Below are 23,583 nucleotides of genomic sequence, written 5' to 3'. Positions count from 1 at the left end.
CTGTCGAATTGCAAATCCTTCTACGCCGGTTCGACCTCGGCCTCTATTGTTTGAAAGCCCCGCAGATCAACGTCTGCGGGGCTTTTCGTTGCGGGCTGGAAAACCGATAGTTCCAAAGCTATCTCATTGTGAGGGCTCCATCCAAAGGCGGGTGGCGGCCGTAAGCCTTATCCATTGGAAACCATGCGGCACATCCACCTGCTGCAAGACGGGTTTTCGCTGAGCACCCCGGCCATGGTAGAAGCGACAGGTTCTCGGCCTCTTGTGTCGTGTGCTCCATATCGCCTATGAACGCAGGGTATATTGATTTTTATAATGTGTATTCATGAGGCTCCATAAGTCATGCGTATTGATTTTTCTATTTTTGGTTTGTATTTGGCCATTATTGGTTCATCGATGTTTTATGCGTTGTTCGTTGTGTGGGGCGTGACGGCAATAGTTCCGATTGAGGGTCATTACTATTGGGGTGTTGTTGGAGTTGTTTTTCTTATTATTGCTGCCTGCAGCTTACGTTTTTATGTTCCAAGGTTGCGTAATCTGTGGTAGTTAACGGCCCTGTTTTTCGCATGCTGGTGCATAACTCAACGAATTCATCCTGAAGACTGTACGTCATTTGTCCTGCATGTTGGCGGCATAACTCCACCCAAAAACAAGGCTTTATATGAACCGTCATGTTCGGCCGTTACCTGCGTCTACCCGGAAAGGTCGACCTGAACTCCGCTCTCGGGACTAGCTCCCGCTGCCCCTCTGGCAACAGCGACTACACTGGCGAAAACACCATCTGCGGTGGTCGTCTGTGTCGAGGGGGTTGAGAGCGTATGCGTAGCCGGGCGCTGGTAGGGATACTTTTGTGGTGCTGCTGGCTGATGCCAGCCTTGGGTGTTGCCGCCGACACGCCAACAGAGCCACCGCCCAGCGCTGAGCTGAAGATCGCCAACCGCACCATCACGGTCTTTCGGGTGCCCTTGCTTGGCGAAGTGCCGGAGCTGCGGGTGAAGCACGCCACTGCTGTAATCAATGAAGCGCTCGACAGCACAGACTCGCTTGAGGTCAGCGTCGATCCGATGTTGAACAGCTATCTGGTGTTGATAGGGCCCAGGCGGGCTTTCATCATCTCTCCCAAGGACGTTGATGAACTGCAGTTCGAGTCGGTGATGCAAGCGGCACAGGGTGCTGCGGAGAATTTGCGTCTGGTCGTTGCTGAAACCCGGGAAGCGCGAAGTGTGCAGCAGATGCTCAGGGCTGCCCTGGCCTGTGCGGTGGCCTCTCTGCTGCTGTTTGGTCTGTTGTGGGTGATCTTTTTCATTCGTCGCAGGCTGCTTGCAGTACTGCCGGCATTGATGAAACGGCATGCGCTGTCGTTGAAGGTTGGCCAGATGCCGCTGATCGACGCCAGTTACCTGTACCCCTTGATTAGTCGTGTCTTGTGGTTCCTGCGTTGGGTGCTGGTGGTGTTGCTCACGTATCAGTGGTTGGGCTTTGTGCTTTCACGCTTTCCGTATACGCGCCCTTGGGGCGAGAGCCTGAACAACTACTTGCTCAGCGTTGCCCAGTCATTGTTCGAGAGCATGATCGATGCTGTGCCTCGGCTGGGTGTTGTGCTGGCGATTTTTCTCATTGCTCGGGGCTTCAGTGGCTTTAGCAAAAGCGTGCTGCGGCGTATCGCCATCTCGGGCGTTTTCGGTTGGCTCAACGAGGAAACCCTGCAACCCACCACGCGCCTTACCTCGCTGGCCATCTGGTTGTTTGCTCTGGCGATGGCCTACCCATACCTGCCGGGCGCCCATACGGAAGCCTTCAAGGGGCTGTCGGTACTGATTGGCCTGATGATCTCGCTAGGTGCCAGCAGTGTGGTCGGGCAGGCGGCGGCCGGGTTGATACTGACCTATACGCGCACATTGCGCCCGGGCGAATTTGTGCGTATCGGTGAGCATGAAGGCACTGTGACGGAGCTTGGGATGTTTACGACTCGCATTCGTACCGGGCTTGGAGAAGTGCTGACCCTGCCCAATTCGATGATCACCAATGCGGTGACCAAGAATTACTCGCGCACCGTGCAAGGGGCTGGTTATGTCGTCGACACCACGGTCACTATTGGCTACGACACGCCTTGGCGGCAGGTGGAAGCGATGTTGCTGGAAGCTGCTCGGCGTACCACGGGGGTACTCGAACAACCCCCGCCGCAGGTGTTCCAGACCGCGCTGTCGGACTTCTACCCCGAGTACCGGTTAGTGGCGCAAGCCATTCCGAGCCAACCCCATCCGCGTGCGGAGTTGTTGACCCTGCTGCATGCCAATATCCAGGACGTGTTCAATGAGTACGGCGTACAGATCATGTCGCCGCACTATCTGGGAGACCCGCACGAGGCGAAGTGGGTGCCCAGAGACAAATGGTACAGCCCGCCCGCCAATCCGGACGGTGATCACCGGGCACCTTAGGCTCGTTGCTTCAGGGGGCGACTTGCGCAGTGGGTGCCAGGTAGATCAACCGACCAGGGCAGGGCTCAGAGACCGTCTTTGTCCAGGTTATCCAGGTTGATCGGATCCCCTGGCTTGATACCCAGTTTGTCGCGAATATCCTTGAACATCGCGTCGTATTCGCTGTGATTACGCATGATTGGGCTGGCATTGGGCGGTACGCCGTTTTTGACCGCATGCTTGGCAATCAGGCTGGCAAAGTTGTGCGCGGTATCTCGGTGCATGTCGAACTCTTCGGAAAAAGCACGACCATTGACCTCCCCGGACATCGTGAAGTGCATCAGCATGCCTTCTTCGGGAACATGACGAACCTCATAGAACACCTCAATGTCGAACTTTGGAACGCCAGGGATATTCGGGTTGTTACTGCGACGCAGATGACCGGGTGTGAACATGGACAGTTCCTCAGGGTTCAAGTTTTTCTCGAGTTGCCAGTATGTTGCAGGGCACTTGATAGAGCACATGCTCGGTGGTGCTGCCTACTCGTTTATCAAGACCTGTGTGATGGGTGTTGCCCATGACGATGACGTCTGCGCGGTGCTGCGCGGCAAATTCGGCAATCGCCTTGACGGGGAATCCGGCAAGAAGGTGTTGTCGCTCAGGCGGTATTTCATAATGTTCAGCAAGCTGAGTGAACGCATGCTGCAGTGCTTTGCGTACTTCACTGTTGAACCCTGGCATCGTTACCGTCCCGGCACCTGCATCGGTGATATGGGTGTGTGCCGTATCGTAGGCGTGCAGCAAGTGGAGCTCAGCATCGCATTGTTCAGCGAGCCGGGTAGCCGTCGCCATGATGCAGTCGTTGGTAGTTGAGGCCGGGTTTTGCGTGTGTTGTGGGGCGAGGTCCACGGCAGCGACGATGACACGTGGCAATGGGCATTGAATCTGGCTGACAAAATGCACAGCAGCCGGACATTCTCTGAGCAAGTGCCAATCCAGCGGCGTGATGAATACACGTTTGAGCAATGACTCATGGTGAACGTCTTTGATCACCAGGTCCGGCTGCAGCCGCTTCACCTGCTCAAGCATGTCTTCGTACACGGTACGGGTGAGCACCACTTCGCTGGTGACATCAATGCCGCTGCGGCGCATGACGTCAGCCTCATCGGCAAGCCACTTGCGGTGTTCATCCTGCAGTTGTTTGCGCAAGGCTTCGCCACCGCTCATCAGGCCCAGAATGTCGACATCTTCGATAAACAACGTGATGTGCAGGGCCGCCCCGGTAGCATCGGCAATTGCTTGCGCGCGCTGCATGGCGGGCGAATGGCGCATGCTCTGGCCGGCGATGAGAAAGATGCGCTGATATTGGCTCATGTGACACCTCCAACGGTTTGGATGGTCCGCTAGCTCCCTGAAATAGCGTGCGTCAATGAAGGTTTCAGGCGCGCACGCTTCACCGGCATCGACACCTTCAATATAGGCCGACATTCAGCGCATACGCAGAATAATGGCTGCTTTACGATAAGCAGTCATCGCGGGGGCTTGGCGGTCCAGGCGTCGACTGGATTGAAGCTTTACATGTCATAAGAGGAATTCTCCTACAGAGCTATCAGAATCATCCGGCGTTCACGGGGGGCAGATAACCGGAAAATGCGCGTTTTACGTGCTTCCGAGAAGGTATGCCCATGTGTGAATGTAACGAGCAACGCAATACGGCCAGCCAAGCCAGTCGCCGACAGTTTTTACGTTTTGGTGGCGGTGCCGCCTTGTTGACCGCTGGGGCGATGATGCTACCGGCCATGCCAGCAATAGCTGCACCCAAGGATGGCCCGTTACCTAAACCACAGAATGACCTCACGCCCGACCTGGCGCTGTCTCGGTTGATGGAGGGTAATCAGCGGTATGTCGAGGGCGTCGCCCGTCGGCATGACTTCCTCTCCGAGCGGGAAGCCTTGGCATCCGGGCAAAACCCCTTTGCGGCCATCCTCAGCTGTGCAGATTCGCGCATTGCCCCGGAGTACGCCTTTGACAGTGCCCGTGGCGACATCTTTGCTGTGCGCGTGGCCGGCAATTTCGTTACCACCGATGGCCTGGCCAGCCTTGAGTACGCCGTAGCGGTGCTGGGCACCCCGGTGATCATGGTGCTGGGTCACGAAGCCTGTGGCGCGGTGAAGGCAGGGGTGCAGCGGGCAACCGATGGCACGACCTTCCCAGGGCATATCGACACGCTTGCCAAAGCCGTGGAGCCTTCGGTCAAGACTGTGATGGGCAAATCGGGCAATGTGCTCGACAACGCCATTCGCCAGAACGTTCTGGACAACGTCGAGCGCCTGAAAGGGGCGTCTGCGGTGTTGACCGAAGCCTTGGCCGCCAAGCGCTTGAAGATTGTCGGTGGGGTCTACGAACTGGCGAGTGGCAAGGTTCAGTTGCTGGGCTAAAACGCCAGCAAACACGCCGGTCAGCACACGCTTGTGCTGACCGGCGCTGTTCTATTGCACCTCGGCTTGATCAGTCGCGCTCAAGTGCCAGGGCAACACCCTGACCACCACCGATGCACAGCGTGGCCAGGCCTTTGTTGACATCACGTTTGATCATTTCATGCAGCAGGGTCACCAGCACCCGGCAACCGGAAGCGCCGATAGGGTGCCCAAGCGCGATGGCACCTCCATTGACGTTGACCTTGTCTGCATCCCAATCCAGCTCTTTTCCTACCGAGAGCGCCTGTGCGGCGAAGGCCTCGTTGGCTTCGATCAGGTCCAGTTGGTCCAGGGTCCAACCGGCTTTTTCCAGGCAGCGGCGGGTTGCGTCGACCGGGCCAATGCCCATGATTGCCGGGTCAACCCCGGCATTGGCGTAGGCTGCAATGCGGGCCAGTGCAGGCAAGCCCAAGGCCTTGGCTTTCTCTGCACTCATTAACAGCACCGCTGCTGCGCCGTCGTTGAGGCTGGACGCGTTGCCAGCGGTGACACTGCCGTCTTTCTTGAACGCTGGCTTGAGCTTGCCCAGGGATTCGGCAGTGGTTGCGCTGCGTGGTTGTTCGTCGGTGGCGAAGGCAATGGGCTCGCCCTTGCGCTGCGGGATCAGGATCGGTGTGATTTCATCGATGAAGCGACCGGCCTCGATGGCGGCGCAGGCCTTCTGTTGGGAGGCTGCGGCAAACGCGTCCTGCGCTTCACGGCTGATCGCGTACTGCTCCACCAGGTTCTCGGCGGTAATACCCATGTGATAGTCGTTGAAGGCATCCCACAAGCCGTCACTGATCATGCTGTCGATCATGCTGGCATGGCCCATGCGCAGCCCCGTGCGGGCGGCCGGCAGCACATAAGGCGCCAGGCTCATGTTTTCCATGCCGCCGGCGATGATCACCTCGGCGTCGCCACACCGAATGGCCTGGGCACCGAGGTGCAGCGCCTTGAGGCCTGAACCGCAGACCTTGTTCAGGGTCAGTGCTGGCACCGCATGGGGCAGGCCGGCGAGAATCGCCGCTTGACGTGCCGGGTTCTGGCCACTGCCAGCGGTGAGTACCTGGCCGAGGATGACTTCATCCACTTCACTGCCGCAAATCCCGGCCTGTTGCAGCAGGTTGCGTATCACCGAAGCACCCAGTTCTGTCGCAGGGATCGCGGCCAGTGAGCCTTGAAAACTGCCGATCGCGGTGCGCGTGGCGGCGACAATGACGACTTCTTGCATTGACTCTCTCCGTGTTCAGGGCCATTTGTGCTGAAGTGTTGCGCCAATACATATATTTGTTAAATTGATTTTTAAGATGAATTGATCGATAAACCTCAATAAAGCGCGGCGATACAGGAGCAGTCATGACAGTCAAGCAGATACGGGCCTTTTGGGCGGTGGCGCAGAGCCTGAGTTTTGCCGTGGCCTGCGAGCGGTTGCACCTGTCGCAATCAGCGCTGAGCCTGACCATCAAGTCCTTGGAGGAGGGCTTGGGTGGGCGATTGTTCAGCCGCACCACGCGCACGGTTACCCTGACCCCTGAAGGCGAGTCGCTACTGCCCCTGGCCCGCCGTCTGATCGCCGACTGGGACAACGCAGAAGATGAAATCCGCCAGCGGTTCACGCTCCAGCGGGGCCGCGTCACCCTGGCGGCGATGCCATCGTTCGCCTGCAACCTGCTGCCGCCGATCCTGAAAACCTTTCGTACGCGATACCCCAAGGTTGGCGTCACGGTAAACGATGTGATCAACGAGCAGGTGGTGGAAATGGTCCGCGATCGCCAGGTGGAACTGGGCGTCGCTTTTGAGCCGCTGCAGAGTTCGTCACTGGCGTTTACAACGCTGTACCGTGATCGATTCGTTGCCGTGGTGCCGCTTGACTCGCCGCTGGCTGAACTTCAAGAGGTCGACTGGCAAACCTTGCTTGAGCAGCCCTTTATTACCTTGCAACGCCCCTCAAGCGTGCGGGTGATGCTTGAAGATCACCTTCAAGCGCGGCAATTGAAGTTGGCGGTGGAGTTTGAAAGCCATCAGCTTGCGACCGTTGGCCGAATGGTTGCCAGCGGGCTGGGTGTCAGTACGGTACCGGCGTTGTGCGCCAGGCAAATGCAGGAGTTGGGCGCACGGTGCATTACCTTGCGCGATCCGGTGGAGCGGGCAATTGGCGTGTTGACCAAGCCCGGCCATGAGCTTTCGGCTGCGGCGCAGGCGCTGTTCGATATTCTGCTGGGCGCGCAGCCCGACGCACAGATGCCCGGGTGGCCGTGAGCTCAGTCGGCGGGCGGTTTTTCCGGCGTGTCACTTGCGTCGGGACCGTCATCTGGCAGTGTCTGATAGACCCAGTTCATGAAGAGCTGATACCCCACCGCCAGAATCACCGGCCCGATGAACAACCCGATGATGCCGTTGCTCAACATCCCGCCCAAGGCGCCAATCAGCACAACCGGCATCGGCACCGCCACGCCTCGTCCCAATAGCAGGGGTTTGAGAATGTTGTCCGAAAGCCCGGCAAATATCATCCAGGCCGTGAAGACGATGGTCGCGACGCTCACGCCATCATGCGCGAACACGTAGATCACAATGGGCAGGAGGATCAAGATCGTCGGCAGCTGGGTAATGCCCAGCAGCAACACGACCAATGACAGCAGCCCGGCTGCAGGCACGCCCATCGCGACCAGGCCAATACCCACCATCAACATCTGGATGAAGGCAATGCCCACAACGCCCTGGGCTACTGCACGGATGGTGGAGGTGCACAGCGCTGCAAGCTGTGTGCCGCGCTCGGCGCCGGAAATGCGTGAGGCGATAGCCACTGCACTGTGCTGCAGACTGTCGCCTTTTGCCATCATCAGGCCGGCGATCATGAGGGCTGCGACAAACACCAGGACGCCCGTCCCGATGCCCGCAAGCTGGACCAGCAGGGTTTTGCTGACCCCTTTGATATGGGGGGCGATCTGCGAGTATGCCCAGCTCAAGTCATTGGACGCACGGCTCCAGATACCAAACAGGGTTTCGCCGATCAAAGGCCAACTGCGCACCGAGTCTGGCGGTGGAGGAATTTCGAGGGCCTGGTTATGTAGCGTCTGCATGCTGTTTTGTACGGAGTTGGCGACTGAGCTCCCCAGCAAGCTCAACGGGCCGATCAGGCAGGCGAGCCCCAGCAGAATCAGCAGAATGCTGGCCAGCCCCGGTCGATTGCCGAATACGACCGCGAGTTTCTGATTCAAGGGGTAAAGTGTGATTGCCAGGATCACTGCCCATAGCATCAGGTTCAAGAACGGCTGGAAAATCTGAAAGCACCAGCTCACCAGCACGGCGATCATCCCGGCACGAATCAGCACGTCCAGCAGCTCGTGACCGCTGTTTACACCAAGGAAGCGGTTTGCAGGCATACGTATGTCCCTCCTGAACGGGATCGGAACGCCGCCACCCGTGTCGGCCACCGGGTGGCGTTGCGGACGGTGCCGCAAACCCATCAGCTCACTATAGAAGTGCGCTGCAATTGAGCAAACGCAACAGGGCGACGAGCCGGTGCGCAAGTACCCGCTCGTCCAGTGGCTGGGCCGTATGCCGTTGACGCGTCAGAAGGTATAGGCGATGCCCGCCTGAACCGTACGCGGCGCACCGGGATAGACGTAGTTGTTGAACGCGCCTTCGTCATAGCCTTTGTTGAATACGTTTTTCACGTCGAGGTTCAGACGTACATGTTCGTTGAGCTTATAGAAGCTCAACAGGTCGACCACGCTGTAACGGTCCATGGTGTAGGTCTGTGCGCTGGTCTGCCCGGCCCGGTCATCGACATACTTGACCCCCATGCCCAGCCCCAGCCCCTGGGCTATGCCATCCTGGAACTCATAGACGTTGAGCAGGCTGAAGGTGTTGCGGGGAATGTTGGCCAGTCGTGTCCCAGTCTCCAGTGAGTTGTCCTTGGTCACCTCGGCATCAACGTAGGCATAGCCCCCGATAACCCGCCACTCGGGCGTGAGGTTGCCTGCAATGTTGAGGTCCAGACCACGGCTGCGCACCTCGCCCGCTGCAACCTTGTAGTCATCATTGACTGGGTCGACGGTCAGGACGTTTTCCTTGACGATCTGATACACCGCTGCATCGACGCTCAACTGACGTTCAAGTGCTTCCCACTTCATACCCAGTTCGACGGATTTGCCTTTTTCCGGAGCAAAACCCTCATCCTGGCGGCTGGCACCGCTGTTGGGCTTGAACGAGCGCGCCGTGTTGGCATACACCGCAAGGGTATCGGTCAGGTCATACATCAGGCCAAAGCGTGGGGTGACCGCGTTGTCGGCTGCTTCCCAGCCTTTGCTGTTGGGCAGGTAGTTGTTGTAGTCGTGCTCGAAGCGCTCGACGCGTACCCCGGCCAATGCCTTGAGACGCTCGGTCAGAGCTACCTGGTCCTGGACAAAAAACGCCCAGGTCTTCAGGTTTTCCTTGTCATGGGTTGTGGTTCGGGTCAGGGCAGGGCGGGGTTGGCCGAGCACGGGATCGAAGATATCGATGGGGTACGCCGATGCCCCAGCCGCAGAGCGCTGGATGATCGACTTGTAGTCGTAGTCCTCGTACTCGACGCCGGTCAGCAGGGTATGGGCGAAACCGGCGGTATCGAAGTGCCCCGTCAGGTTCAGTTGCACGTCCCGGTCGGTCCACTCCAGCTTGCGATAGTTGAAATTACGGCCCAGGGTGCGGCCGTCCGCTTGCAGGGCGTTGGCTTCCACGGCGTTGCCTTCGAGGCTGCCGTCAAGCATCTGCACGCCACCGGCCAGTGTCCAGTCGTCGTTCAGCGCGTGGTCGAAGCGCAGTTGAGCCATGTTGTTGTCATTGTGCAGCAGGTTGTCGCTGCCTTTTTCCCAGATGTTGGTATCACGCGAGGCGCTGCCTTTTTGCGTGGCATAGCGCGTCAGGCCTCGGTCAAGCGGGTGGTTGTTACGCATGAAGTCACCCTCGAAAACGATCCGGGTCGTCTCGTTGACCTGCCAGCTCAGCACGGGCGCAACGTCGTAACGCTCACTCTCGACATTGTCGCGGAAACTCTCGCCACCTTCGCCCAGCAGGTTCAAACGATACGCCAGTGAACCCTCCTGGTTGAGCGCACCCGTAGCATCGAGGGTGGCACGGTGCATGCCTTGGTCGTCAATCTGGCTGCCGACAGTCACCTTTTGCTCAACCTGCGGCTGTTTGCTGACCACGTTGAAGGTGCCGCCGGGATCGCCACGGCCGTAAAGGCTGGTAGCCGGGCCGCGTAACACCTCGAGCCGCTCGACGGTGTTGGCATCGGGGGCGTTCGGGTAGCCGCGGTTGATAGGAAAACCGTTGCGGTAGAACTCGCCGGTGGTAAAGCCTCGGACAGTAAAGGTGGTCAAGCCCTGGCCACCGAAGTTGTTGGCCCGGCCAACGCCGCCAGCGTAGTCCAACGCGTCCTGCAATCGGGTCGAACCGGTGTCTTCAAGCACATCGCGTGGCACCACACTGACGGACTGCGGGGTTTCATGCAGGGCGGTGTCGGTACGGGTCGCACTGGCCGATCGGGTTGCCTTGTAGCCTTGCACCGGGCCGTCGGCGCGCTCGGCATCGGCGGCGTCGGCATTGATACTCAAGGCTTGCAGCTCGACCAGCGGTGGCTCGGTTTCATTTGAAGGATTAGCCCACACGGTGGGCGTAACAGCATGAAGCAGGCATAGCGAGACGAACGTGCGACGCATGGAAGGCGCAATCCTTGGAGGCGAGTGGTAGCAATTTGAATGTTAACGATAATAATAGTAATTATCGTTAACATTCAAAGTGTATTTTCCCACTTCACGCTTTCTCGCTGACAAGGCCCTTGAATGACAACAGGGCCCTTGGAAAACCAAGGGCCCTGTTGTAGGTGCAGGCCGAAATGAGCGGTTGCGACTGCCTTGAGCGCTACACGATCACTCAGTGAGGGGCGCGAGGAATGGTCTTGAGCAAGTCTTCCGGGCTGATGTGCCCGACGACCTGTTCCACCACGCTGCCCGGTTGCGGCAGGTCAAGGATGTGGCCCTTCATCTTGCCGATGACGTGCATTTCGCAAGGCTTGCAGTCGAACTTCAGCGTCAGCACCTCGTCGCCATGTATCAGTTGCATCGGTGCGACCTTGGTGCGCACACCAGTGACGCCCTTGGCCTGTTTGGGGCAGAGGTTGAAGGAGAAACGCAGGCAGTGCTTGGTGATCATCACCGGCACTTCGCCGGTTTCCTCGTGGGCCTCGAAGGCGGCGTCGATCAGCTTCACGCCATGGCGGTGATAGAAGTCGCGGGCCTTCTGGTTGTAGACGTTTGCCAGGAACGACAGGTGCGACTCCGGGTATACCGGTGGCGGGTCTGTCTCGGCTTTGCGGCTGCCACGTGGGTGGGCGTTGATACGGGCCATGGTCAGCGCATCGATGACCTCGCGGCGTAACGCCTTGAGCTGCGAGTTGGGGATGAAATACGCCTGTGGTGCATCCAGCGTGATGGCCGTAGCGTGGTACTGGGTAGTACCCAACTGGCCAAGCAGGTCATGCAATTGCTCCAGGGCCTGTTCCGGCTTGTTGGCCAGGCCGAACGGGCCGTCCAGGGCAGCGCTGGCGGTGATGCCTTCCTCACTGGTGGCGGTCAGTTCCAGGCGATCTTCGCGCAGGCGAGCGCGCCAGGAAAGACCGACCCGGCGCTCGGCGGACGTCTTGAGCAGGGCTTGCTGCCAGTTGTGGTCCAGGTTGCGGCTCAGCGGGTGGCCGGGGCGCAACTGGTGCAGGCCCTCGGGCATTTCGTTGGGTTCGACGCGGTAGCGGTAACGCTTTTCGCCATCTTCTTCGAACTCGCCCTTGGCTTCGGCGATGTTGGCGCGAAAACCCACCACTTCGCGTTTGACCAGCACATTGAGGCCGTCGCCGTTGGACAACGGCTCATGGCTGACTACCAGCAGGTCACGCTTGCCGACCTTCTCGACGACGCCCACCGGCAGGCCGGTGAAGGTTGGCGAATCAAAGGCGCCGATATCGATCTTGCGCTCGCTGACGAAGTAGTCGGTGCTGCCGCGGTGGAAGGTCTTGTCTGGGTCGGGCACGAAAAAGTGCGCGGTACGGCCGCTGGAGGCGCGGGCCAGGTCCGGGCGGTCTTCGAGGACCTCGTCCAGGCGCTGGCGGTAATAGGCAGTGATGTTCTTCACATAGCCCATGTCCTTGTAGCGCCCTTCGATCTTGAACGAACGCACGCCGGCTTCCACCAGTGCGCGAATGTTGGCGCTCTGGTTGTTGTCCTTCATCGACAGCAGGTGCTTTTCGTAGGCAACCACGCGGCCTTGATCGTCTTTCAGGGTGTAGGGCAGGCGGCAGGCCTGGGAGCAGTCGCCGCGGTTGGCGCTGCGGCCGGTCTGGGCGTGAGAGATATTGCACTGGCCAGAGAAGGCCACGCACAGCGCGCCGTGAATAAAGAACTCGATTGCCGCATCGGTTTCATCGGCGATGGCGCGGATTTCACTGAGGTTCAGTTCGCGGGCCAGTACCAGTTGAGAGAAGCCAGCCTGGTCGAGGAACTTCGCCCGCTCCAGCGTACGGATGTCGGTCTGGGTACTGGCGTGAAGTTCGATTGGCGGGATATCCAGCTCCATCACGCCCAGGTCCTGGACGATCAGTGCATCGACACCGGCATCGTACAGTTGGTGGATCAGCTTGCGTGCCGGCTCCAGCTCATTGTCGTGCAGGATCGTGTTGATGGTAGTGAACACCCGGGCGTGGTAGCGACGGGCGAACGCTACCAATTGAGCGATATCACTCACTTCGTTGCAGGCGTTGTGGCGGGCGCCGAAGCTCGGGCCGCCGATGTACACGGCATCAGCGCCATGCAGGATAGCCTCGCGAGCAATGGCAACATCGCGGGCGGGGCTGAGTAATTCCAGGTGATGCTTGGGCAGGGACATGTTTTTCTGGTCGTTTGTCACGGTCAAGGCGCGCATTGTAGCTGCGAAACGCTTGACCGGCACCCACCTGCTGCCCGGTGGCGGCCGCTCGCGGAGGGCCGCCACTGGATAGCACCGAGTATTCAGCCCTTGGCGGCCATCGCCGTGACTTCTACGCGCATGCCTTCAACGGCAAGGGCCGCCACGCCGATCGCAGCGCGCACCGGCCAGGGCCTGGCGAAAAAGCGCTGATAAACCTCATTGAACGCGGCACGGTCGGCCATGTCGGTGAGGTAGATGGTCAGGTGCATCACACGGTCCATGGAACTGCCTGCGCGCTCCAGCGCAACCTTGAGTGCCTGCAGGGTGCATTCGCTCTGCTCGACGATGCCGCCAAGCTCCAGGCTGCCGTCAGCGCGGGTCGGGATCTGCGTTGAAACCAGTACGCCGCCGAAACTGGCGACGTCCGACGAGATGGATTCCGGGTCAGGATCGGGGAGGAAGGTGAGGTCGTGGTTTGCCATTAAGGGTCTCTTGCTTGAGGTCATCATCTGCGGCTGTCGTGCCGGGGCACGGCAGCGTTAACGCGCTCAGTTTAAGCGTACTGGCCAGGGTATGCATGCACCAAAGCGCCCGGCGCGCAGGCATCTGTGGTCAATAGGGTAACGACGCCTTCATTTCGCGGGAAACGTCCTACATTGCTGCGGTAACTAAACCTACTTTCACGGCCCCTGTTGATCAGCACAATAGCGTCGTCGGCAAACACCGACAGATAGAACATGCTGACAGTCATTTCAGTGATTGGGTCGCTATCAGGGTATTGAAAAACAGCCCGCTGCACTTTTAGTGGTTGCGTGTTTATAGCGCTTCTTTACGTTTCCTCGTTTGTATTCAAGGACTGGGCTGCAATGTTGTCATGCCCCGATCAACAGGTTTCGCAACTAACGTTTGTTGCAAAAGGCTAACGCATGAGTGTGGATAATTTTATTGCTGCGCTTGCCAATGAAGGGTGTGGTGAGCATCTTGAATACGACGCAGAGTTCCTTGAGCTGTTCAATCAAGTAACGGTGCGGGAAGAGTCGCAATACGGCGATTATGTGTTTGTCCCTGAACCCATTGACTGGATTTCCGTCGAGGCGCGCTGCATCAGTTTGTTCAAGCGCACACATGATCTTCGCGTGGCTGTTTGCCTGGCGCGCGCATGGCTTGAGCGTGAGGGCTTGACGGGCTTTGCCAATGGCCTCCAGTTGATTGCCTTTTTGCTTCGGGAGCGTTGGGAGAGCGTGCATCCCCGGCTCAGTGCCGAAGATCACTTTGATCCGTTGGTCAGGGTCAATGCGCTTGCAGAACTTGCGGTGCCGTCGACCATCGGTGTCAGGCTGCGCCGCGAAGTGCTAGCCCGTATCCCAGGGGGCGAGAGCCTCTGTTGTTCGGACCTGGCGTTGATTGCCAGTGCAAACGAGTCCGCGGAGCGTGACGCCTCGCTGGTGCGCTTGACCGGGTTGATCGAGCCACTTTGCTCGGCGGATCTCATGCGTGGGTTGGGCGTGCTGAAGCGCCTTAAAAAGCTGTTGGTCGATATCGGTCAGTGCCTGGATGAAAAGACCGGCCTGGACGCGGTTTCGCCGCTGCATTCCATGGTGCTGCTCCTGCAGCAATGGATTCAGGTCGTTGACAGCCGGTTGCGTAACACGGCCCAGGCAGTGGCCATTGAGCGACTGGAGGAGCGACCGACGCCACAGCCGGTGGTTTACCAACACGCAGGGTTAATAGCGTTTTCCTCGCGAGAGGAGGTGGTTGTCGCGCTTGAGGCGATCGAGGCGTATTACAGCCGTCATGAGCCCAGCAGTCCGATCCCCATGTTGGTCCGCAGAGTACGCCGGCTCGCGGGAAAAGAGTTTCTGGAAATAATCGCCGAACTTGCACCGTCAAGTGTTGGCGAGATGCGCGCGTTGGCGGGTGAACAGGAAGATTGAGGGTTTAAGGTTTCTATTTGAGGGGGTGTCATGTCGAGTAATAGTGGGCAAAAGTTTATTGGTCGTAACCGCGCGCCGCGGGTTCAGATCGACTACGACGTCGAACTCTACGGGGCTGAGAAAACAGTAGAAATTCCTTTTGTGAACGGTGTATTGACGGATTTGTCGGGTGCCAATACTGCGCACTTGCCGTCCGTGGCCGATCGGAAGTTTCTGGAAATTGACATTGATAACTTCGATGAGCGCATGAATGCCATTGCGCCGTCGTTGAAATTTGCAGTCAAGAATGAACTGACCGGCGAAGGCCAGCTGTCCGTTGCCCTGGATATCAAGAGCATGGACGACTTCAGCCCGGGCGCTATCGCTCGCAATGTCGAACCCCTCAACAAGTTGTTGGAGGCGCGTAATCAGCTTTCCAACCTCTTGACCTACATGGATGGCAAGAGTGGCGCTGAGCAACTGGTCGCGCAGTTGCTCCAGGACCCTGCGCTCATGAGTTCGCTGCTGGCGCAAGCGAAGTCTCCTGCCCAAACCACTGAATGAGGTAAGCCGCCATGGCTGCAACTGAACAGATACAGGTCGCTGACAGTCAGCTGACGACCGATGCTCCCGATAGTTTCGGCAGCCTGCTGCAACGCGAGTTCAAGCCGCGCAGCGAGCGGGCCAGTGAAGCGCTGCACGCTGCGGTGCATACCCTGGCTGAGCAGGCACTGAGCGCATCGCACCTGATTGCGGACGACACGCTGAGCACCATTGAGGCGCTTATCGCCGCGATCGACAGCAAGATGTCGAGCCAGATCAACGCGATCTTGCATCACGACGACTTCCAGAAGCTCGAAGCGTCCTGGCGCGGCTTGCATTACCTGGTCAGCAATACGGAGACCGACGAGAAACTGAAGATTCGCTTCTTCAACGTCTCCAAGGGCGATCTGGCCCGTGAACTGAAAAAGTTCAAAGGCGCGGCCTGGGACCAAAGCCCGTTGTTCAAGAAGATCTATGAGCACGAGTACGGCCAGTTTGGTGGCGAGCCCTTCGGTGTACTGATTGCCGACTACTACTTTGACAACAGCCCGCCGGATGTCGAACTGCTGTCGTCCATGGCCAAGATCGCGGCGGCAGCCCATGCGCCACTGATCAGCGCTGCCGACCCAGGCGCGCTGCTGATGGACTCGTGGCAAGAGCTGGCCAACCCACGTGACTTGAGCAAGATCTTCCAGACCCCTGAGCATGCGGCGTGGCGCAACCTGCGTAGCTCCGAAGACTCGCGCTACGTGGGCCTGACACTGCCGCGTTTTCTCGGGCGTATTCCTTACGGCGCGAAAACCGCGCCGGTGGAAAATTTCAACTTTGAAGAAGTGACCCAGGGCGACGCCAGCAAGTACCTCTGGGTCAATGCGGCCTATGCCATGGGCCTGAACATCAACCAGTCGTTCAAGCAGTTTGGCTGGTGCTCGCAGATCCGCGGTATCGAGTCGGGTGGTGCAATCAGCGGGCTTCCCGTGCACACCTACCCGAGCGAAGACGGTGGTGTTGACATGACCTGCCCAACCGAGATCGCCATCAGTGATCGTCGTGAGCTGGAACTGGCAAACAACGGCTTCATGCCGCTGGTGCATTGCAAGCACACTTCGGTAGCGGCGTTTATCGGGGCGCAGTCGCTGCATAGCCCGCAGCAGTACGACGACCCCGATGCAACCTCGAACGCGCAATTGGCCGCGCGCTTGCCTTACCTGTTTGCCACGTGCCGTTTTGCCCACTACTTGAAGTGCATCGTGCGCGACAAGATCGGCTCGTTCAAAGAACGTGCGGATTTAGAGCGCTGGCTTAACAGTTGGATCATGCGTTATGTCGATCTGAACCCGGCAACGGCAACGGATATCGATAAAGCGCGTAAGCCGCTGTCGGCGGCAGAGGTGACGGTCGAAGAAAATGAGGCTAACCCTGGGTTCTATCGGGCCAAGTTTTTCTTGCGCCCACACTACCAGTTGGAAGGGTTGACTGTTTCGTTACGCCTGGTCTCAAAATTGCCGTCAGTCAAGTCTTAAAGTTTTCAATTTTTGCTTAATATGCGAGGGGTAATATATGATTTTGGTAAAGTTTTATTCGGAGATTAAGGGTACTTCCAAGGTTGAAGGCTATAGGGAATGGCTCGTGTTTGACTCTTATTCGTTCAATACAGCTAGGGACATTTCGGGGAGTGGCGCTGAGCGCAGACTTCTCGCTGGGTATATTTCGGAAGTTTCTCTTGCGAAGTCTGCGGATAAGAGTTCGCCGGAGTTTTTCATTCAGTCGTTGAAAGGTACGGCATTTACAGAGGCTATTATTGTTGTGCTACACGCTTCGGGTACAAACCAAAAACTGCAGGAGCTGCTACGCATAGAACTTACTAACCCAGTTATCAGTACTTTCTCGACGCACTGTCACACCGATGGTCAGCCTTCTGAACGCATCTCTCTAAACTATACGCGCATCCGTTACAAGTACAATGAATTTGATGGCACCGCCGAGAACGGTACGGCGGACAAAACTTTCGACGTGGCTGCTGCAAAGTAATGTGGTTATCAGGATCAAGGCGCGTTTGAAATGCGTTTGCCTTGGTCCTTTTGATTACGTCTGTTGGATTTCTATGCGTTATCAGTTATCGCTTGTGACCAGGCTTACCTATGAATAGCTATGCCCACACGTTGCTTGAGCGTTTAAACCTGAATTTTCATGCTGCGAGCACACCTGACATTGCGGCAAGCAAAAATTCTCAGTTGTCCCGTTTACGCGAAGATCTGAGCACGCTGCTAAACACCCGTGGGCTTGTCAGCACACTGGACCTCAGCCAAGCGCCTTACGTCGCTCGTTCTGTACTGAACTACGGGATTGACAGCATTGCGGGCAAGACACTCTCCAGTTTTTCTCCGGAGGCTCTGGTGAAGCGTATTCATCAGGCCATTCTGGCCTACGAGCCAAGGGTGATTCGCCACAGCTTGCAGGTTTCCTGGGTAAGCCGCACCGAAGCGCCCCTGTTCGAAATACAGATGGTCATCGAGGGGCAACTGCGCGATGCAGAGGTCGCTCACCCGTTCACCTTTCGCTCCATCTGGAATACCCAAAGTGGTGCGGTACACCTCGATACAGCACCCCTCAGGGGGCGGCATGGATGAGCGACTGTTGCGCTTGTACGAGCGCGAATTGCAGTTCCTGCGAGAAGGGGCTGCCGAATTTGCCAAGGCCTACCCCAAGGTGGCAAGCCACATTGGCCTGGACACCCAACACAGCCACGACCCCGGTGTGGAGCGTCTGCTCGAGGGGCTGGGCTTCCTGACGGCCCGCATTCAACTGCAGATGGCGTCGGAGTTTCCGCAGTTCACCAGCAACCTGCTGGAGCAGCTCCAGCCTCAATCGTTAATGCCACTGCCGTCCATGGCGGTGGTGCAGTTCACGCCGGACAAAGCTTGACGGGCGCACTGTGCGGTGTGAGTGGCGTAGCACTCAGCCGGTCACCTTGTGGCCGGTGCAGATCGAGTCTGCCGACTACCTTGCCAGTACCAGCCTGCTATCAGGGTTGCCTGCCAGGTTTACCGGCCAGGCGCACTCGGTGTTGCGGCTGCGCTTGCGAACCACCACGGGCGTCACGTTCAAGCAGATTGCTCTGGAGGCGCTGTGCGTATACCTGAGTGGGGCAGGGGCGTTGGCGGTTCACGAAGCGCTGCTCTCGCGTGCAGTCGGTGTGCTTGCAAGGCCGGTTGAGGACACCCCGGCCTGGTGCGAATTCATTGAGCCCGCGTGCATCACCCAGGCCAATCTTGACGGCGCGCCTGACACACAGGAACCCTTGCGTGGCGTCAGTGGGCACGCCGGCTTCGCGCTGCTCAGGCGTTTTCTGGCGTTTCCCGAAGGGCAGCGCTTTATCAACCTGTCCGGGCTGGGCCCGGCGGTACGTCGGTGCGACGGTGAGCACCTGGAACTGCTGATCGTGTTGGCGCCGTTGTCCAATCAGCTGCCTGCCGGGCTCGATGGTTCGATGTTCAATCTGTTCTGTGCGCCGGTGCAGAACCTGTTCCAGAAACGTACTGATCGCATCAACGTGTTGCACCATCGGCCGGAGATTCCTGTGCTGGTCGATCAGGCGAACCCCTTGAACCACGAAGTTCATCAGGTGCTGGAGGTGCACGGCTACTTTAGCGGCAGCCGCGAGCGCCAGCGCTTTGTGCCATTGTATTCGCCGCAGGCGCGGGCAACCAATGCAGCCGGCACCGGCTTTTTTCAGGTACAGCGGGCGCCCAGCCGTCCGCGCTCGGCTGCACTGCATGGCAAGCCGTCTTATGCGGGCAGTGACCTGTCGATTGCCCTGGTAGACCCTCAGCACCCGCCGTATCGACCGGACCTGCATCAACTGGCGGCTGAAGTACTCTGCTCAAACCGCGACCTGCCGTTGCACATTGGCTTCGGCAAGGGCAATACCGATTTTGTCCTGGATGTCAGTGCCCCCGTACTGGCCATTCGCAGGCTGGCTGGCCCGTCGACGCCGCTCGCTGTGCCGGTTTCGGGCGAGGGGCCCTGGCAGGCAATTCAGCATTTGTCGCGGAACTACCTGCCACTGGCCAATGACGATGGACTGGCCGGGGCACAGGCGTTGCGCGAACTGCTATCGCTTTACATCGCCCCGGATGATGCGGTGCTGCAGCGCCTGCTTGAAGGCATCGTTTCCTTGCGCGCCACCGCGCTGACACAGCGCTTGCCCGGCAGCGGGCCGGTAGCGTTCGGCCGTGGCTTGCAACTGCATCTGACCCTCGATGATGCCGCTTGCGAGGGCATTGGTACCGTTGCTTTCGGTGCGGTGCTGGATGTCTTTTTCGCCCGCTATGCGGCCATCAATGCGTTTACCCAGACCGTGCTGTACACCGTGGGACGCGGGATGATCATGCGTTGGCCGGTGAGGAGTAGCCAATGCATGACCCTGTGAGCCCTTGGGAGCAACTGCAGCGTCAGGCCTGGCGTTTCGATTTTTTCAGCGCGTTGCGCTGCCTGGATGCGCTCGACCCGCAGCGCCCGCGCCTGGGCACGTCGGAACACCTGCGAGAGGATCTACTGCGCCTGGGCCAGGCGGTGTCACTGGCCTTCGAGCCGGCCATGCTGCGCAACCTGCAACTGCGCGAGGGGCTGCCGCCACAGTTGCGGGTGACCTTTTTTGGCCTGACCGGGGTCAATGGCCCGATGCCGTTGCCCTTCAGTGAAGAGGCCTTGTCCCGGCAGATTAACCACAACGACGGAACACTGGCCAGTTTTCTGGACATCTTTCACCACCGCCTGCTGTGCCTGTTGTATCGCAGCTGGGCAATGGTGCGCCCGGTTGTCTGCGCCGACCGGCCAAACCAGGACCGTTTTTCCGAGTATGTGCAAGCGTTCGTTCCACACAGCGAACGCTATTACGCCAGCCAATACCTCGACCAGCGACGCAGTGCCGAGGGCCTGCTGGGTGTGTTGCGCGATCACCTGCAGGTGCCCGTCACCCTGCATCAATGGCATGGGCGCTGGAGTGCACTGGCGCCAACAGATCAACTGCAGTTGGGCGCTGGCACCGAGGCCGCGCAACTGGGGCGCAGTTCCTTGCTCGGGCGCAGGGCGTGGAATGTCCAGCACAGCGTTCGCGTGACACTCGGACCGCTGTCGCTGGCCGATATGACACGCTTCTTGCCTGGCACCGAGGCGTTGCGCGACCTGGCACGGCTGGTGGATGACTACCTGGGGTGTGGCTTTGAGTGGGATGTGCAACTGCTGCTCGCACCGAGTGCCAATACGCCGATGCGTCTGGGGGGCAATCTGTCCCTTGGCCTGACCTCCTGGTTGTCCAGCAACCGCCCCGCGACTCAACCACGAGCCTGTGTTCTGACCCCGGCTCGTCTTCAATGACTACAACAGGAACTGCGCCATGACTGACATCAGCCGCGCCAAGCTTTTTGGAAAGCTCGACACCTTGGCTTACCAGGCGATGGAGTCCGCCACAACCTTGTGCCGGGTACGAGGCAACCCTTACGTCGAGCTGGTGCATTGGTTCCAGCTGGTGCTGCAACAGCCAGACTCCGACCTGCGACGCATCAACGAGCGCTTCGGCCTGAACGCGGGCACGCTTTCCAGCGATTTGATCAGCGCCCTCGACCGCTTGCCCGCGCAGGCGGCCTCGGTCGTCGACCTTTCCGCTCAGCTGGACGAAGCCATGGAGCGCGGCTGGTTGTATGGGGCGCTGCAACTGGATGCGAGCAGAATTCGCAGCGGTCACTTGTTGCTCGGTGTGCTGGGTACGGGAAGCTTGCGGCATACCTTGTTCGCAATGTCCCGTGAGTTCGAGAAGATCAATCGTGAGACGCTGCTCGAACAGTTCCACGAAATTGTCCAGCGTTCACCGGAGCAGCCCGTGGTACCCGGTGACGGAGCACCAACGGACCAGCCCCGTGAAGCATCCAGCACATTGCAGCGTTACACCAGCGACCTCACCGAGCAGGCACGGCTTGGCAACCTCGACCCGGTGCTGGGGCGCAATGAGGAGGTGCGTCAACTCATCGACATTTTGATGCGTCGACGTCAGAACAACCCATTGCTGGCCGGTGAGGCGGGCGTTGGAAAAACCGCTGTGGTCGAGGGCTTTGCCCAGCGAATTGTCGCCGGTGACGTGCCCGAAGCGTTCCTCGGGGCCCGCGTGCTGGCGCTGGATATTGGCTTGTTGCAGGCCGGTGCCAGCGTCAAGGGCGAGTTCGAGCAGCGCCTGCGCCAGGTGGTCGACGAGGTGCAGGCGGCCACGCAACCGACACTCTTGTTCATCGACGAAGTGCATACCCTGGTCGGCGCTGGCGGTCAGGCCGGCACTGGTGACGCAGCCAACCTGCTCAAGCCGATGCTGGCGCGGGGCAAACTGCGTACGATCGGCGCCACGACCTGGAGCGAGTATAAAAAGCACATCGAGAAGGACCCTGCGCTCAAGCGACGTTTTCAGGTACTGCGGGTAGACGAACCGAGCCCCGAGGTTGCGATCACCATGTTGCGCAGTGTGCAGCCCACCTTGCAGCGTCACCATCGGGTGCAGATCCTCGATGAGGCGGTGGTGGCTGCCGTCCACCTGTCACACCGTTATCTGCCCGATCGCCAACTCCCGGATAAAGCCATCAGCCTGCTCGACACCGCCTGTGCGCGGGTTGGCATCAGTCAGCAAGCGATGCCCGCACAGTTGGCTGACAGCCGCGAGCGCATTGCGAACCTGCGCGCTGAAAAAGTGGTGGTGCAAACGGAACAGGCCATTGGCCTGCTCGACCCTGAGCGTCTGCAACGCCTTTCGCAGCAACTGCGCGATGAACAGCAGTACAGCGCTGAGCTGGAAAAGCGCTGGCAGGCGCAAACTGCTTGGGTCGGCGAGATCCAGCAGTTGCGCGAACGCCTCTGCACCGAGCACCTCGCGCCAAGCGCGGAGCAGGCTGAACTGCAGGCCGCCTTTCTGGAGCGCACCGAAGCGTTGCAGCAGCGCTTGCACGCCGCCCAGTCTGAAGCGCCTGCCCTGGTACTGACGGATGTCGATGCGCAGTCGGTGGCCAGCGTGCTGCAAGGCTGGACCGGCATTCCGCTGGGCATCCTGCAGCGCAATGAAATTGAAACCATCCTCAACCTCGCCGAGCGCCTGGGTGAGCGTGTCATTGGCCAATCTCATGCGATGGAAGCGATTGCCCGTCGTATTCAGACCTCCCGTGCCGGGCTCGATCACCCGGGCAAACCGGTAGGGGTGTTCCTGCTTGCCGGCCCTTCTGGCGTAGGCAAGACGGAAACCGCCCTGGCCCTGGCGGAACTGCTGTATGGCGGTGAGCACAACCTGGTAACGATCAACATGAGTGAGTACCAGGAGCCGCACACCGTTGCTTCGCTCAAGGGCGCGCCGCCGGGTTATGTCGGTTACGGTGAAGGCGGTGTCTTGACCGAGGCGGTGCGCCGTCGGCCGCACTGCGTGATCCTGCTCGACGAGATTGAAAAGGCTCACCCCGACGTCCATGAAGTGTTCTTCCAGGTGTTCGACAAGGGCTGGATGGAAGACGGCGAGGGCCAGGTCATCGATTTTCGCAATACCTTGATCCTGATGACCACCAACGTGGGCTCCGAAGTGCTGTTCAACCGGCAAGGCACCGAGACGGACCAAGACCTTGAACAGCTGCTCAAGCCGGAACTGCTGCGCGTGTTCCCGCCCGCGCTGCTCGGTCGCCTTGTTGCCATTCCGTACTTTGCGCTCAACGACGACATGTTGGCCCGTATTGTCGAGTTGCAACTAAAGCGCGTCGCCGCACGCGTAGAACAGCGCTATCAGGTACCGCTGCACTATGACGCGGTATTGGTGGACTATATCGTCAGCCAGTGCACCGATATACACAGTGGTGGGCGCATGGTTGATTCCATCTTGACGAATGGGCTTTTACCGCAGCTCAGTCGCGCATTCTTGCTGGGCGAAATAAATCAGACCGTGCCTCAACGGGTCAGTTTATCGGTTGGGGATGCAGGGATTATTTACGAGTTCGCCAATGACTAAGGCCTTTTTTAGTCGGCAGTCCCCGTTTTAAGGCGCGCGGTTCAGGCCAAAGAGGCTGCTTCACTACAACTCGGTTTAAAAATTCGTTTTAAAACAACACGGTTTAACACCGCGCGCCTTTTAGCTATGTGGGCGCGAGGTGTTTGCTTGTTTGGCGTAATGGTAAATGAGTTTGGCGGGTGAATAGATGAAATGGGTGTGCGGTCAAACCATTGGGTTAAACAAAACGCTGTCTGAAAATCCTTCGTACCTCTCGGATTTTTCCTATTTAACGCTTCGTGGTT

20 protein-coding genes and 1 pseudogene are annotated in these 23,583 nt (G+C 58.8%); 14 read left to right on the top strand and 7 right to left on the bottom strand.

What is annotated here, in order from left to right; genetic code table 11:
* Positions 1–138 precede the first annotated feature (138 nt).
* The 3 genes and pseudogenes from CS390_RS13145 to CS390_RS13140 form a co-directional block, all read left to right on the top strand.
* Positions 139–246: pseudogene (locus CS390_RS13145) on the top strand (IS5/IS1182 family transposase); the annotation flags it as partial.
* A gap of 96 nt (positions 247–342) precedes the next feature.
* A complete protein-coding gene (locus tag CS390_RS24975; protein ID WP_145991817.1) occupies positions 343–546 on the top strand; it encodes a hypothetical protein in 204 nt (67 codons plus the stop codon).
* A 272-nt stretch (positions 547–818) separates the two neighbouring features.
* Positions 819–2,438 carry a mechanosensitive ion channel family protein gene (locus tag CS390_RS13140; RefSeq protein ID WP_099774907.1) on the top strand — a complete coding sequence of 540 codons (1,620 nt, stop codon included), beginning with the start codon at positions 819–821 and terminating at the stop codon, positions 2,436–2,438.
* A gap of 65 nt (positions 2,439–2,503) precedes the next feature.
* On the opposite strand, the gene CS390_RS13135 is transcribed toward CS390_RS13140, so the two are convergent.
* Complete coding sequence (locus CS390_RS13135; protein WP_099774905.1) at positions 2,504–2,872, bottom strand: DUF5064 family protein; 369 nt, start codon at positions 2,870–2,872, stop codon at positions 2,504–2,506.
* 10 nt (positions 2,873–2,882) lie between these two features.
* Entirely contained in the window at positions 2,883–3,791 is a 909-nt protein-coding gene (locus tag CS390_RS13130) for a universal stress protein (RefSeq protein ID WP_099774903.1), read from the bottom strand.
* A gap of 311 nt (positions 3,792–4,102) precedes the next feature.
* Between CS390_RS13130 and CS390_RS13125 the strand changes: the two genes are divergently transcribed.
* The gene (locus CS390_RS13125; RefSeq protein ID WP_065758358.1) at positions 4,103–4,855 is read left to right on the top strand and encodes a carbonic anhydrase; all 753 of its coding nucleotides are present in this window, start codon (positions 4,103–4,105) and stop codon (positions 4,853–4,855) included.
* Between the two features lie 70 nt (positions 4,856–4,925).
* Here CS390_RS13125 and CS390_RS13120 read toward each other — a convergent pair whose 3' ends face one another.
* The gene (locus tag CS390_RS13120; RefSeq protein WP_099774901.1) at positions 4,926–6,107 is read right to left on the bottom strand and encodes an acetyl-CoA C-acetyltransferase; all 1,182 of its coding nucleotides are present in this window, start codon (positions 6,105–6,107) and stop codon (positions 4,926–4,928) included.
* A gap of 125 nt (positions 6,108–6,232) precedes the next feature.
* On the opposite strand from CS390_RS13120, the gene CS390_RS13115 reads away from it, so the two are divergent.
* A complete protein-coding gene (locus CS390_RS13115) occupies positions 6,233–7,135 on the top strand; it encodes a LysR family transcriptional regulator (protein WP_099774899.1) in 903 nt (300 codons plus the stop codon).
* A gap of 2 nt (positions 7,136–7,137) precedes the next feature.
* On the opposite strand, the gene CS390_RS13110 is transcribed toward CS390_RS13115, so the two are convergent.
* From CS390_RS13110 to CS390_RS13095, 4 genes are all read right to left on the bottom strand, one after another.
* Positions 7,138–8,259 carry an AI-2E family transporter gene (locus tag CS390_RS13110; protein ID WP_099774897.1) on the bottom strand — a complete coding sequence of 374 codons (1,122 nt, stop codon included), beginning with the start codon at positions 8,257–8,259 and terminating at the stop codon, positions 7,138–7,140.
* A 189-nt stretch (positions 8,260–8,448) separates the two neighbouring features.
* On the bottom strand, positions 8,449–10,581 hold the full coding sequence (locus tag CS390_RS13105; RefSeq protein WP_099774896.1) for a TonB-dependent siderophore receptor: 2,133 nt from the start codon (positions 10,579–10,581) through the stop codon (positions 8,449–8,451).
* A 214-nt stretch (positions 10,582–10,795) separates the two neighbouring features.
* Positions 10,796–12,796, bottom strand: coding sequence for a U32 family peptidase (locus CS390_RS13100; protein ID WP_099776680.1), 2,001 nt, complete (start codon positions 12,794–12,796; stop codon positions 10,796–10,798).
* Positions 12,797–12,918: 122 nt separating this feature from the next.
* The gene (locus CS390_RS13095) at positions 12,919–13,299 is read right to left on the bottom strand and encodes a RidA family protein (RefSeq protein WP_099774894.1); all 381 of its coding nucleotides are present in this window, start codon (positions 13,297–13,299) and stop codon (positions 12,919–12,921) included.
* Between the two features lie 444 nt (positions 13,300–13,743).
* Between CS390_RS13095 and tssA the strand changes: the two genes are divergently transcribed.
* From tssA to tssH, 9 genes are all read left to right on the top strand, one after another.
* A complete protein-coding gene (tssA, locus tag CS390_RS13090) occupies positions 13,744–14,751 on the top strand; it encodes a type VI secretion system protein TssA (RefSeq protein WP_099774892.1) in 1,008 nt (335 codons plus the stop codon).
* 30 nt (positions 14,752–14,781) lie between these two features.
* Positions 14,782–15,294 carry a type VI secretion system contractile sheath small subunit gene (gene tssB, locus CS390_RS13085; protein ID WP_099774890.1) on the top strand — a complete coding sequence of 171 codons (513 nt, stop codon included), beginning with the start codon at positions 14,782–14,784 and terminating at the stop codon, positions 15,292–15,294.
* Between the two features lie 11 nt (positions 15,295–15,305).
* On the top strand, positions 15,306–16,796 hold the full coding sequence (gene tssC, locus CS390_RS13080; protein ID WP_099774888.1) for a type VI secretion system contractile sheath large subunit: 1,491 nt from the start codon (positions 15,306–15,308) through the stop codon (positions 16,794–16,796).
* Between the two features lie 37 nt (positions 16,797–16,833).
* Positions 16,834–17,304 carry a type VI secretion system tube protein Hcp gene (locus tag CS390_RS13075; RefSeq protein ID WP_099774886.1) on the top strand — a complete coding sequence of 157 codons (471 nt, stop codon included), beginning with the start codon at positions 16,834–16,836 and terminating at the stop codon, positions 17,302–17,304.
* 110 nt (positions 17,305–17,414) lie between these two features.
* Positions 17,415–17,903: a type VI secretion system baseplate subunit TssE gene (gene tssE, locus CS390_RS13070; RefSeq protein WP_157767142.1), complete on the top strand. Its 489-nt coding sequence runs from the start codon at positions 17,415–17,417 to the stop codon at positions 17,901–17,903.
* Entirely contained in the window at positions 17,896–18,198 is a 303-nt protein-coding gene (locus tag CS390_RS25355) for a type VI secretion system baseplate subunit TssF (protein WP_256587482.1), read from the top strand. The genes tssE and CS390_RS25355 overlap by 8 nt, the downstream gene beginning before the upstream one ends.
* A gap of 10 nt (positions 18,199–18,208) precedes the next feature.
* Complete coding sequence (gene tssF / locus CS390_RS13065) at positions 18,209–19,705, top strand: type VI secretion system baseplate subunit TssF (protein ID WP_256587481.1); 1,497 nt, start codon at positions 18,209–18,211, stop codon at positions 19,703–19,705.
* Positions 19,690–20,652: a type VI secretion system baseplate subunit TssG gene (gene tssG, locus CS390_RS13060; protein WP_099774884.1), complete on the top strand. Its 963-nt coding sequence runs from the start codon at positions 19,690–19,692 to the stop codon at positions 20,650–20,652. Before tssF ends, tssG begins: the two co-directional genes overlap by 16 nt.
* 19 nt (positions 20,653–20,671) lie before the next feature.
* Positions 20,672–23,299 (top strand): type VI secretion system ATPase TssH, encoded by a 2,628-nt coding sequence (gene tssH, locus CS390_RS13055; RefSeq protein WP_099774882.1) that lies wholly within the window; start codon positions 20,672–20,674, stop codon positions 23,297–23,299.
* Positions 23,300–23,583: the final 284 nt, after the last annotated feature.

Source organism: Pseudomonas sp. HLS-6 (assembly GCF_002753995.1).
GTDB lineage: Bacteria > Pseudomonadota > Gammaproteobacteria > Pseudomonadales > Pseudomonadaceae > Aquipseudomonas > Aquipseudomonas defluvii.
Note: the sequence above shows the minus strand (reverse complement) of the source record. Positions and strands in the feature narration are given on the sequence as shown.

Excerpts from the sequence above, each read along its gene's own strand:
- CS390_RS24975 (WP_145991817.1), top strand. The coding sequence starts at position 343 with ATGCGTATTGATTTTTCTATTTTTGGTTTGTATTTGGCCATTATTGGT.
- CS390_RS13140 (WP_099774907.1), top strand. The coding sequence starts at position 819 with ATGCGTAGCCGGGCGCTGGTAGGGATACTTTTGTGGTGCTGCTGGCTG.
- CS390_RS13135 (WP_099774905.1), bottom strand. The coding sequence starts at position 2,872 with ATGTTCACACCCGGTCATCTGCGTCGCAGTAACAACCCGAATATCCCT.
- CS390_RS13130 (WP_099774903.1), bottom strand. The coding sequence starts at position 3,791 with ATGAGCCAATATCAGCGCATCTTTCTCATCGCCGGCCAGAGCATGCGC.
- CS390_RS13125 (WP_065758358.1), top strand. The coding sequence starts at position 4,103 with ATGTGTGAATGTAACGAGCAACGCAATACGGCCAGCCAAGCCAGTCGC.
- CS390_RS13120 (WP_099774901.1), bottom strand. The coding sequence starts at position 6,107 with ATGCAAGAAGTCGTCATTGTCGCCGCCACGCGCACCGCGATCGGCAGT.
- CS390_RS13115 (WP_099774899.1), top strand. The coding sequence starts at position 6,233 with ATGACAGTCAAGCAGATACGGGCCTTTTGGGCGGTGGCGCAGAGCCTG.
- CS390_RS13110 (WP_099774897.1), bottom strand. The coding sequence starts at position 8,259 with ATGCCTGCAAACCGCTTCCTTGGTGTAAACAGCGGTCACGAGCTGCTG.
- CS390_RS13105 (WP_099774896.1), bottom strand. The coding sequence starts at position 10,581 with ATGCGTCGCACGTTCGTCTCGCTATGCCTGCTTCATGCTGTTACGCCC.
- CS390_RS13100 (WP_099776680.1), bottom strand. The coding sequence starts at position 12,796 with ATGTCCCTGCCCAAGCATCACCTGGAATTACTCAGCCCCGCCCGCGAT.
- CS390_RS13095 (WP_099774894.1), bottom strand. The coding sequence starts at position 13,299 with ATGGCAAACCACGACCTCACCTTCCTCCCCGATCCTGACCCGGAATCC.
- tssA (WP_099774892.1), top strand. The coding sequence starts at position 13,744 with ATGAGTGTGGATAATTTTATTGCTGCGCTTGCCAATGAAGGGTGTGGT.
- tssB (WP_099774890.1), top strand. The coding sequence starts at position 14,782 with ATGTCGAGTAATAGTGGGCAAAAGTTTATTGGTCGTAACCGCGCGCCG.
- tssC (WP_099774888.1), top strand. The coding sequence starts at position 15,306 with ATGGCTGCAACTGAACAGATACAGGTCGCTGACAGTCAGCTGACGACC.
- CS390_RS13075 (WP_099774886.1), top strand. The coding sequence starts at position 16,834 with ATGATTTTGGTAAAGTTTTATTCGGAGATTAAGGGTACTTCCAAGGTT.
- tssE (WP_157767142.1), top strand. The coding sequence starts at position 17,415 with ATGAATAGCTATGCCCACACGTTGCTTGAGCGTTTAAACCTGAATTTT.
- CS390_RS25355 (WP_256587482.1), top strand. The coding sequence starts at position 17,896 with ATGGATGAGCGACTGTTGCGCTTGTACGAGCGCGAATTGCAGTTCCTG.
- tssG (WP_099774884.1), top strand. The coding sequence starts at position 19,690 with ATGCATGACCCTGTGAGCCCTTGGGAGCAACTGCAGCGTCAGGCCTGG.
- tssH (WP_099774882.1), top strand. The coding sequence starts at position 20,672 with ATGACTGACATCAGCCGCGCCAAGCTTTTTGGAAAGCTCGACACCTTG.